Origin of the sequence: Corynebacterium sp. HMSC073D01 (genome assembly GCF_001815555.1) — a bacterium.
Taxonomy (GTDB): domain Bacteria; phylum Actinomycetota; class Actinomycetes; order Mycobacteriales; family Mycobacteriaceae; genus Corynebacterium; species Corynebacterium glucuronolyticum.
The window spans coordinates 128,649-138,735 of sequence record NZ_KV821069.1 but is presented as its reverse complement, the minus strand read 5'-3'; the positions used below and the strand labels follow the sequence as shown (position 1 = coordinate 138,735).

General features: G+C 61.2%; 8 protein-coding genes. 5 read left to right on the top strand and 3 right to left on the bottom strand.

Annotation, left to right across the window (positions count from 1 at the left end; genetic code table 11):
* Positions 1 to 469: 469 nt before the first annotated feature.
* Together HMPREF3044_RS09740 and pta are read right to left on the bottom strand one after the other, a co-directional pair.
* Positions 470 to 1,666 carry an acetate kinase gene (locus tag HMPREF3044_RS09740; protein ID WP_070741234.1) on the bottom strand — a complete coding sequence of 399 codons (1,197 nt, stop codon included), beginning with the start codon at positions 1,664 to 1,666 and terminating at the stop codon, positions 470 to 472.
* Positions 1,667 to 3,067 (bottom strand): phosphate acetyltransferase, encoded by a 1,401-nt coding sequence (gene pta / locus HMPREF3044_RS09735; RefSeq protein WP_005388537.1) that lies wholly within the window; start codon positions 3,065 to 3,067, stop codon positions 1,667 to 1,669.
* 353 nt (positions 3,068 to 3,420) lie between these two features.
* Here pta and HMPREF3044_RS09730 point away from each other — a divergent pair, with 353 nt between their 5' ends.
* The 3 genes from HMPREF3044_RS09730 to HMPREF3044_RS09720 all read left to right on the top strand — a co-directional run bounded on the left by HMPREF3044_RS09730 (position 3,421) and on the right by HMPREF3044_RS09720 (position 5,876).
* Positions 3,421 to 4,791 carry an FAD-dependent oxidoreductase gene (locus tag HMPREF3044_RS09730; protein WP_070741232.1) on the top strand — a complete coding sequence of 457 codons (1,371 nt, stop codon included), beginning with the start codon at positions 3,421 to 3,423 and terminating at the stop codon, positions 4,789 to 4,791.
* A 101-nt stretch (positions 4,792 to 4,892) separates the two neighbouring features.
* Positions 4,893 to 5,381, top strand: coding sequence for a GNAT family N-acetyltransferase (locus HMPREF3044_RS09725; RefSeq protein WP_070741229.1), 489 nt, complete (start codon positions 4,893 to 4,895; stop codon positions 5,379 to 5,381).
* A gap of 48 nt (positions 5,382 to 5,429) precedes the next feature.
* Positions 5,430 to 5,876 carry a GNAT family N-acetyltransferase gene (locus tag HMPREF3044_RS09720; RefSeq protein ID WP_070741226.1) on the top strand — a complete coding sequence of 149 codons (447 nt, stop codon included), beginning with the start codon at positions 5,430 to 5,432 and terminating at the stop codon, positions 5,874 to 5,876.
* On the opposite strand, the gene HMPREF3044_RS09715 is transcribed toward HMPREF3044_RS09720, so the two are convergent.
* Positions 5,866 to 6,861 (bottom strand): ATP-grasp domain-containing protein, encoded by a 996-nt coding sequence (locus tag HMPREF3044_RS09715; RefSeq protein ID WP_070741223.1) that lies wholly within the window; start codon positions 6,859 to 6,861, stop codon positions 5,866 to 5,868. The genes HMPREF3044_RS09720 and HMPREF3044_RS09715 overlap by 11 nt on opposite strands.
* A 600-nt stretch (positions 6,862 to 7,461) precedes the next feature.
* Between HMPREF3044_RS09715 and HMPREF3044_RS09710 the strand changes: the two genes are divergently transcribed.
* Together HMPREF3044_RS09710 and HMPREF3044_RS09705 are read left to right on the top strand one after the other, a co-directional pair.
* Positions 7,462 to 9,015, top strand: a complete 1,554-nt coding sequence (locus tag HMPREF3044_RS09710) for an MFS transporter (RefSeq protein ID WP_070741221.1) — start codon at positions 7,462 to 7,464, stop codon at positions 9,013 to 9,015.
* A gap of 128 nt (positions 9,016 to 9,143) precedes the next feature.
* Positions 9,144 to 10,087: HNH endonuclease signature motif containing protein (locus HMPREF3044_RS09705; RefSeq protein WP_070741218.1), on the top strand; the 944-nt coding region annotated here is incomplete at its 3' end.

Genomic DNA, 10,087 nt, shown 5'->3' with positions numbered 1-10,087 from the left:
CTCAGGTTGACGAACTATATAGGAACACCCCCCGCTGATTTCGGATAGCAGTCATGAAACTGTTCCTTTCAAAAGTTGAGAAGGTGTAAACCAACCACGAACGAATCGAGAGTCACTCTGAGAAGCAGATTCAGACGCACTCAGACTAATTCGTAATCGGTGCCCATCTTAAGGGAATTCACTTAGACTGTCCACCTTTTTGCCAGGTTCCTTTTCCGTAAACTGAGGGTTCTTACTGCGAGTTTATGGTTTTTTAAGTTTATTGCGAGGATACGGTTAAGGTTAGTTTTGCCCCCACATCAATGTCGTTTTTGATAATCACACCTCGTCGCGGTTTCTTCCTTGCACACCGACGGAAAGATAGCAGACTCCCCGCACCCCAATTTTGGGGGTGCGGGGAGTTTTCTCAGATTACGCTTATGTTCCGTTCCGCGGGTGTTTTCTCCCGCGCGACAGCTTGCGCCGGACGTTATACCTCTGCCAGCTGCACCGCGTAGCGGGCGATGGCGAGTTCCTCGTTGGTCGGAATGACGAGGACCGGGATCTTGGAGGTGTCGGAGGAGATGAAGCGCGGGCCGTCGTTGGGCAGCTTGTTCTTCTCCGGGTCGAGCTCAATGCCGAAGTTCTCGAGGCCGGCGAGGGCATCCCAGCGGACATCCTGATCGTTCTCGCCCACACCGGCGGTGAAGGTGATGGCGTCGACGCGGCCGAGCTGCAGCATGTAGGCGCCGATGTACTTGCGCAGGTTGTGGATGTAGACGTTGTAGGCCACCCACGCGTCCTGGTCGTCGTTGTCGATCATCTCACGCAGGGCGCGGAAATCGTTGACACCGGACAGGCCCTTCACACCGGACTTACGGTTGAGGAGCTCGTCGATCTCATCGATGGACATGCCGCGACGGTAGAGGTGGAAGACGATGCCGGGATCGATGTCGCCGGAGCGGGTGCCCATGACGAGGCCGGCCAGCGGCGTGAGCCCCATGGAGGTGTCGATGGCGGCACCGTTGTGGATGGCAGCGCAGGACGCACCGTTGCCCAGGTGGAGCGTGATCTGGCGGGTGTGCTCCGGATCGCGGCCAATCATCCCGGGCACCTGTTTGGAGATGAACTCGTGGGAGGTGCCGTGGAAGCCGTAGCGGCGGATGCCTGCCTCGCCGGCGACATCCTTGTTGATGGCGTAGAGGGCGGCTGCCGGGGGCAGCGTGTGGAAGAAGCCGGTATCGAAAACCGCGATGTGCGGCAGCTCCGGGAACATCTTCTGCGCCACTTCGATGCCGTCGATGTTGGCGGGGTTGTGCAGCGGTGCCAGCGGGATGAGGTCGCGGATCATGCCCATCACCTCGTCGGTGATGACGACCGGCTGGGAGAAGAGGAGACCGCCGTGGACGACGCGGTGGCCGACGGCCTTGAGGTCCACCTGTTCGGGGCCGACGCCGAGGTCGTTTAGCAGGTTGAAAGAGAGGTCGAGACCCTCCGTGTGGTTGGCGATGGGGGTCTGCACCACGTGCTTCTGGCCGCCCGTCTTGACGGTCAGCTTGCCGTTGGGCTCACCGATCTGCTCAACCACGCCGGAGACGAAGGGATCCTCGGTGGCATCGGCGTCGGAATCGACGATCTGGAACTTGATGGACGATGAGCCGGAGTTGATAACGAGAGCGTAAGCCATTTACTTTGTTTCTCCTGCCTGGATCGCGGTGATGGCGATCGTGTTGATGATGTCCGGGACGGTCGCGCCACGGGAGAGGTCGTTGACGGGCTTGTTGAGCCCCTGGAGGATCGGTCCGATGGCGAGCGCACCACCGGTGCGCTGCGCCGTCTTGTATCCGATGTTGCCGGCCTCAAGGTCGGGGAAGATCATGACGGTGGCCTTACCGGCGACGGGGGATTCGGGGGCCTTCTTGGCCGCAACACCCGGGTCGACGGCGGCATCGAACTGCAGGGGGCCGTCGATAATCGTCTCAGGGGCGAGCTCCTTGGCCTTGGCGGTGGCGGCGACGGCACGGTCCACATCGGGGCCGGCGCCGGACGTGCCCGTGGAGTAGCTCAAAATGGCGACCTTGGGGTCGATGTCGAAGGCGGCGGCCGTCTGCGCGGAGACGGCGGCGATCTCGCCGATCTGCTCGGCCGTGGGGTTCGGGTTGACGGCGCAGTCACCGAAGGCCCACAGGCGGCCACGCATGGCCATGAGGAAAATGGAGGACACGACGGAGGTGCCCGGCTTCGTCTTGATGATCTGGAAGCTCGGGCGGATCGTGTGCGCCGTCGTGTGGGACGCACCGGAGACCATGCCGTCGGCCTGGCCGGTGTGGACGAGCATTGTGCCGAAGTAGGAGACATCCTTCATCGTCTCGCGTGCCTGCTCGAGGGTGACACCCTTCTTCTTGCGGAGCTCGGCGAACTGGGCGGCGAACTCCTCGGCGCGCGGGTCGGTGAGGTGGTCGATGATCTCCGCGCGGGAAATGTCGAGTCCGAGCGCGCTAGCGCGCGAAGTAACGGTCTCCTTGTCTCCCAGGATCATGAGCTCACAGATGCCCTCGGCGAGCACCTCGTGGGCGGCTTGGAGGATGCGGTCGTCGTCACCCTCGGGAAGCACGATGCGGGTGGTCTTCTCCTGGGCCTTCTTCTGCAGCCACGTCTGGAGGTAGTCGGGGCTCATGACGGGTTTCGTATCGACGCCCGTAAGGGCCTCGGCGATGGCGTCGGCCGTCAGCTCACCCTCGGTGAACACGCCACCGACGGTGGCGAGGTAGCCCCCCGCCTCACGCACTGCGAGCTTCTCGGTCAGTCCACGCTTGTCGACGATGAAGATCACCGGAATGCCCAGTGCCGCGGCGGCTTCGGAGTCGTAGGAGACGTTGCCCGTGCCCTCGATGAGTGCCGGGCCAGCCGCCAGCGGATCCTCTACGATGAGGCGGCGGATGGGGGTCGGCTCGTCGTCGCCCGTCGCGGGAACGATCGAGACGAGGTCGAGGTGGCGGAGGCCGAGGTCGGCAGCAATGGCACTGGCGTCGAAGTCTGCCGACGTCCGGCCGACAGTGGTGAGCAGCGCAGAGCGAGGAGAATTCATAATGGCAAGTCCTTATATATAGGTCATGGTCTGAAGCGCCACCACCCTAGCCGAACCAGTCGGCAGTGTTACCGGACACACCCAAGGTGACCAAGTAGGCGCCAACACACCACTCTACAAAACGTCAGACTACATGCGCGAGTTCAGGGGCGGTGGTTTGTCTTGCATCATAGACGCGACCGATCGTTACCGTCCGCTTCCTGGCTTTTTAGCCCCATATAGACCAGACGGTTCCTTTTTACTAGACCGCTTAGTATGTTAATGTAAATCCCGCACGCCTTACAGGTACTAGCCCGCCTTAGTTTTTCGGGTTAAGGTAGTAACGGTTTACACGTATTCGAAACAGGAGAAATATGACTCGCCCACTTCGCGTCGCAGTAGTCGGTTCCGGCCCCGCAGGCATCTACGCCTCGGACATCCTCATCAAGTCCGGGCAGGACGTCGCCATCGACTTGTACGAGAAAATGCCGGCCCCCTTCGGTCTCATCCGCTACGGCGTGGCACCCGACCACCCGCGCATCAAGGGCATCATTAAATCCCTGCACAAGGTCCTCGACCAGCCCCAGATCAAACTCCTGGGCAACGTAGAAATTGGCACGGACATCACCGTCGAAGAGCTCCACGAATTCTACGACGCCATCATCTTCGCCACCGGCGCCACCGGTGACCGCGACCTGGACATTCCCGGCATCGACCTCGAAGGCTCCCGCGGCGCCGCCGAGTTCGTCGGCTTCTACGACGGCAACCCCAACTTCCAGCGCGAGTGGGACCTCACCGCCCCGCACGTCGCCGTCATCGGCGTGGGCAACGTCGCCCTCGATGTCGCCCGCATCCTCGCCAAGACCGCCGACGAGCTGCACGTCACCGAGATCCCCGACAACGTCTATGAGGGACTTGGCGCCAACGCCGCCGACGAGGTCCACATCTTCGGCCGCCGTGGCCCCGGCAACGCCAAGTTCACCCCGCTCGAGCTCAAGGAGCTCGACCACTCCCCCACCATCGAGGTCATCGTCGACCCCGAGGACATCATCTACGACGAGGCCGCCGAGCAGGCCCGCCGCGACTCCAAGACACAGGACCTCGTCTGCCAAACCCTCGAGCAGTACGCCCTCCGCGAGCCGAAGAACGCCCCGCACAAGCTGTTCATCCACTTCTTCGAGGCCCCCGTCGAAATCGTCGGCGACGAAAACGGCAAGGTGACCAAGCTGAAGACCGAGCGCCAGGAATACGACGGCAAGGGCGGCATCCGCAGCACCGGAAAAATCACCGAGTGGGATATCCAGGCCGTCTACCGCGCCGTGGGCTACCGCTCCGACGAGGTCAAGGGCGTGCCCTTCGACCACCGCTCCGCCGTCATCCCCAACGATGGTGGCCACGTCATCGATGCCGGGACCCGCGACCGCATCCCCGGCCTCTACACCACCGGCTGGATCAAGCGCGGCCCCGTCGGCCTCATCGGCAACACCAAGTCCGACGCCAAGGAGACGACGGACATGCTCCTGTCCGACTACCGCACCGGGAAGCTCCCCGCGCCCGCCAAGCCCGAGCGCGACGAGGTTCTTCAGCTTCTCGACGACCGGGGCATCGCCTACACCACATGGAAGGGCTGGTACAACCTCGACGCCCACGAGCGCGCCCTCGGCGAGGCCGAAGGCCGCGAGCGCAAGAAGGTTGTCGAGTGGGACGACATGGTCAAGTACACCCACTCCGAGCGCGACAACTAACTAACGCTCACTCACCCCGCCGGCTGGCGGGGTTTTCTTTTTACCAGTGTTTTTGCTCTTCCAATTGAAGGGTGAGACCATTTTCGGTATTTTTTGTGGACATGACGACACTCTACAAAAGCGCGCACCTCCAGGATCTCAGTCCGCATGAGGTGCATGAGCTGTATAAGCTCCGCACGGAGGTGTTCACTGCGGAGCAGGGCGCCAACTGGGCGGAGGCCGACGAGATCGACTCCCGCGAGACCACGTGGCACGTCCGCGCCTACGACGAAGCGGGTCATCTAAAGGCCTACACGCGCCTCTTTTTGACCCCCAGCATCGACGACACGACCAAGGGTGAGATTGAAGTGAGGATCGGGAGGGTGGCCGTCGACAAGCAATATCGGGGCGAGGGGCTCGGGCGCACAATCATCGAGTACTCGCTCGAGATGTGCAAGAAAGAATTCCACGACATCGACATCGCACTGGAAGCACAGACCCACGCCATCGACTTCTACAAAAAGCACGGCTTCCACACCGTCGGAGAGGTGTTTGACCTCGGCGGCATCGACCACATCAAGATGGTCTGCCCCGCCAACGACCTGAAATAACAGACCCGATTTGGCAATAGGGGAGGTGAAGAGTTATCCTCCCCGCTCATGACTACATACTTTGCTGTGTCCCACCTCGGACACCTGAGCGCACGTGAGGTCCACGACCTGTACAAGCTGCGCACCGACATCTTCGTCGTTGAGCAAAAGTGCCCCTACGAAGAACTCGAAGACCGCGACGCCGACCCGGCAACGCTCCACATCCGCGCACTGGAAAAACAACAGCTCGTTGGCTGCGCCCGCGTCTACCGCGACGGCGACTCCGTCCACCTCGGACGCATCGCCGTGCGGAAGGACCACCGTGGCACGGGGCTCGGCGCAACCATCGTCCGCGAATCCCTCGCCATGATCGACGGCCAGTTCCCCGGCCTGCCCGTGCGCCTCGACGCACAGGTCGTCTCCCAGGGCTTCTACGAGAAGCTCGGCTTTACCGTCAGCGGTGAGGAATACGACTGGGACGGCGTCACGCACGTCCCCATGACGCTCAGCGCGTAACCTCCATCGCCAGGTTCTCCACCTCGGCGATCCGGGCGGCGGCCTCCTCCACCGAGGGGGCCGTCGCCACGATAATGTTCCCGATCTCACAGGCCCGCACGTCCACCTCATCGAGGGCGAGGGCCTTTTTCACATCCACGGTCCGCTCCGTAATCATCGCCGCACCAGGAGACGTCAGCGTGACATCGACGGGCAACCCCAGCTTCGCGCGGGCGTGCAACTCATACTGCGAATAGCGCTGCGTGTACAGCGTCACCAGCCCGATACGGCGGGGGCCGTACACCACGTCCTCAAAATAGCAGCAGTCCCCCGCCACCCACATGGTCACCGAATACAGGCCGCGCCCGTCGTTCATCGACTGCACAATCCGCACCGCAATGGAATGCGCCGCGTCCCGCGCCGCAGACGAAATCGGCATCGGCTGCACCGCCTGCGACACATCGTGGCCAATCGGCTCCGAGAACCAGGAGGCCTCCTCCCCCGTCGAGGGATCCACGCTGCGCACCACCTGAATGGTGACGAGCTCGGCGCCCTCAATGACCTCCTCCACGAGAGTGTCCTGGCCATTCCAGTGACGCTGGGCATCCTCCACGGACTGCACCTCAATATAGGAATAGGGGCCGACGGCCGGCACCAGCCGGGCGGGCACGCCCACCGACTCCACCGCAGCCTGCACCTGATCCAGCGACGTCGCCGTCCGGGTTTTTACCACCGGGCTGCCCAAAGACTCCCCGGCAAGCCAGCGACTATCTGCGCGATTGAAGGAAATCGGCCGCAAATCCCGTGGCGTCAGCTCAGCGGCGACGTCCCCCAGGTGGGACAGCGCCTCGGCCGCCTCGTGATCATGCATGGCGGTAACCGCCTCCGAGGAGCCCACAGGCGCGTCCGGAAGCTCAGGCCCTTCGTCGGTGATGTAGCGCCCGCGCCCGTACGCCCCCGCGTATCTGGGCGATGCCGAATCATTTTCTGGCGACGTCTCATTCATGCCCCCAGTATCCCACGCGGAGGCAACGAGGCCAAAGGGAGACGCACTATGCACTCCCGTGACTAGAGGGCAATTCTCCGCGACCAATAGGGAAATACGCAGCACAATCACTACTTCACTGTTGCCAAACGGGCACGGAAGCTCCAGAAGTCTTGTGGCAATCCTTGGCAACGATGTATATTATGCAAATCCATCCTAAAAAATGCGGAGGAAAAGCACCGACCACGCGTTTTACACGCATGGAAATGTCTATCTCGCCCCAAACAAGGAGCAACATCGTGCAACCACCCGCTAACCCCGCAACCACCCCCACATTCACAAAAAGTGAACATACCCCCAAGTGTGACGTTGGTCTACTTTTACTCGAAAACTAATGTATTTGTGATTACCACAGGCCACCGCGCGTGCCCGCGCTAAAAATAGGGGACAATCCGCCGAAAAGTCTTATCACTTTCGGGGGTAGTAAAGAAAAAGTGTGACTTAAAACTTTTGGCAATTCGCATAAAGTCGTCGTTTTCCCCGGTAGCGTAAAGGTATTCCTAAAAAAGATAATGCTGATTTAAAAACCACGACACGACAACTCTTGAGGCGGTTAAAACCATGACTAACACACAAGCTGCCACACGGGAGACGTACCAAGGTACTGACAAGGCTCTCGTCGGCATCGTCCTGGGAGTGATGACATTCTGGCTGTTCGCCCAGTCCACCCTCAACGTCGGCCCGCTCATGGCCAAAGACGTGGGAATCCCCATGCACATCATGAACGTGGCGATCTCCGCATCCGGACTCTTCTCCGGCATGTGCATCGTCGTCGCCGGTGGTTTCGCCGACCGGTGGGGCCGCAAGCGCGTTGCCATGATCGGTAACCTGATCAACATCGTCGGCTCCCTGCTCGTCGCCACCGCCTTCGGGCCGTTCGGCACGACAATGATGATCGGCGGCCGCATCTTCCAGGGCATTGCCGCAGCATCCATCATGCCCTCCACCATGGCCCTCGTCCAGACGTACTGGCGCGGCCGCGACAGGCAGCGCGCCCTGTCCATGTGGTCCATCGGCTCCTGGGGCGGCGGCGGCATCTGCGCCGTCTTCGGTGGAGCACTCGCATCCTCCGCACTCGGCTGGCGCTCCATCTTCTTCCTCTGCGCCGCCGTCTCCGTCGCATCCATCCTCCTCATGCGCGAAATGCCCGAAGCCAAGGCCAACGTCAAGACCTCCGGCTTCGATCTCAAGGGCATCCTCAGCCTGATGATCACGATCGTCGCCCTCCAGCTCATCATCACGCAGGGCGCCTCCTTCGGCTGGCTGTCCCCCACCGTCATCGGCCTGTTCGTCACCTTCATCGCCGCCTTCTGGTTCTTCGTCCGGATGGAGACCTCCAACGACAGCGCCTTCGTGGACTTCCGCCTGTTCCGCAACAAGACGTTCTCCGCCACCTGCGTGGTCAACGCCATCATGAACGCCACCAGCGGCATCCTCGCCGCGTTCCTCTGGGTCATGCAGGACGGTGCGAGCTACTCCTCCGGCCAAGCCGGCCTCATCACCCTCGGGTACGCCATCTTCGTTGTCGCGTTCATCCGCGTCGGTGAAAAGATGATGCAGCGCTACAACGTCCGCACCCCGATGCTCCTCGGCTGCTCCATCGTCTTCGTGTCCATCATCATGCTCATGTTCACCAACGTCATGACAGGCACCTACGTCATCATCGCAGCGGTCGCCTTCAGCCTCTACGGCCTCGGCCTCGGCCTCTTCGCCACTCCGGTCACCGATGCCGCCCTTTGCGGCCTGCCGGAAGACCAGTACGGTTCCGGCGCCGGCATCTTCAAGATGGCTTCTTCCCTCGGCGCGGGCCTCGGCGCAGCCATCGCCGCCGCCACCTACACCGCGCTGCGGGACACCGGCTCCGCCCTGCCGACGTACATCCTCGACTTCGTCGGCCGCCAGGACAACATCACGATCCGCGAGGCAGGCTTCATGGCCCTCGGCACGAACGCCGTCATGTGCGCCATCGCCATCACCCTCATCCTCGTGTTCATCCCGAAGGTCACCCAGACCTCCGAAACCCTGGATAACACCGAGGATCTCGACGCCCACCGTCCCTGCAAGGACTGCCCCGAGGGAGTCGCGGTTTTTGCCGATGACGAGCTCGCAGCTTAGCTCGCTTCGCTCGCTAAGCTGGTAAGAGGAAGCCTACGCGAAGGCCCCGCACCCCGGTGCGGGGCCTTTTTCCTGCGGTTTTGGCACTTGTCATGCAAGGTTGAGCGACCTGTTTTATAGTGTCAGGCGTGAGCATAGCGGGGGATTATATCCGGGTACTAGCACAAGCGATAGATGTCGCTGAGGAACTCTACGGGGTGTCCAAGGCCGCGCTTGTGCGTCGCGGAATCGACTCTGTCAACGCCTCGCACATCACGAAGATCGCCAACATTTACTTCGGGCATTGTGGGGCACCGCGCAAACAGGAGCGTGCTCGGGAAGCGGCTCGCCAAGCCGGACACACGTTCCGGTCGCTCATGGCCATTGAGTCTCAGGTGGCGAAGCTCGAAAAGAAGGCCTACGCGTGGCGTGTGCGCGAGGAACTAACGCCACTCGGGACAGATATCGCCTCGATTAACGCGCAAGGCGCACGCCTCCTCCAGGAGTTGAATGAACACCGGGCCGATAACCCGGACAAGAAGCTCACGTATCGGGCGATCAAAAACTCCACGTTCGCCACCTTGACGCTCACAGCAGAATCCTCCCGGGTGAAGCAGATTTTTGATCGTGCGAAAGCCACGGACAAGACGTGTCCTGCTGATGGGTTAGTCAAGCTGGCTTTGTCTGAAGCAGATGGGTCGCTTCCCACTGTTGGCAAGCCTTTGTTTGTGCTCCCGTTCACTATGGACTTTATGGGGTATACGGAGGAAGAACGAAACCAGTTCGTGTTCTCTGCAACCAACGGTGCCACCATCACGGGTAAAGAGATTGTGGAAGCAGAGCTTGAAAAGGAGGGGATCATTGCTCTCGTCAGCCCCCTTGCTCCCGAAAACTTCGGCCTCTACTCCTTTGAGATGACGGAGGATTCCCGGTTTGCGGATGTGTTGGAGTTTATTAACCAGTCGATTCGTAATCCGGTGTGTCCGCATCCGGGGTGTTCGACTCCTGCCAGTGAGTGCCAGGTGCACCACATTAAAGCCGTGAAAATGGGTGGGAAGACCGTGTCGTCGAATTTGATGTTGTTGTGTAAGTT

Bases quoted from the DNA above. Each gene is read 5' to 3' on its own strand.
- HMPREF3044_RS09740 (WP_070741234.1), bottom strand. From the start codon at position 1,666: ATGGCTTACGCTCTCGTTATCAACTCCGGCTCATCGTCCATCAAGTTC.
- pta (WP_005388537.1), bottom strand. From the start codon at position 3,067: ATGAATTCTCCTCGCTCTGCGCTGCTCACCACTGTCGGCCGGACGTCG.
- HMPREF3044_RS09730 (WP_070741232.1), top strand. From the start codon at position 3,421: ATGACTCGCCCACTTCGCGTCGCAGTAGTCGGTTCCGGCCCCGCAGGC.
- HMPREF3044_RS09725 (WP_070741229.1), top strand. From the start codon at position 4,893: ATGACGACACTCTACAAAAGCGCGCACCTCCAGGATCTCAGTCCGCAT.
- HMPREF3044_RS09720 (WP_070741226.1), top strand. From the start codon at position 5,430: ATGACTACATACTTTGCTGTGTCCCACCTCGGACACCTGAGCGCACGT.
- HMPREF3044_RS09715 (WP_070741223.1), bottom strand. From the start codon at position 6,861: ATGAATGAGACGTCGCCAGAAAATGATTCGGCATCGCCCAGATACGCG.
- HMPREF3044_RS09710 (WP_070741221.1), top strand. From the start codon at position 7,462: ATGACTAACACACAAGCTGCCACACGGGAGACGTACCAAGGTACTGAC.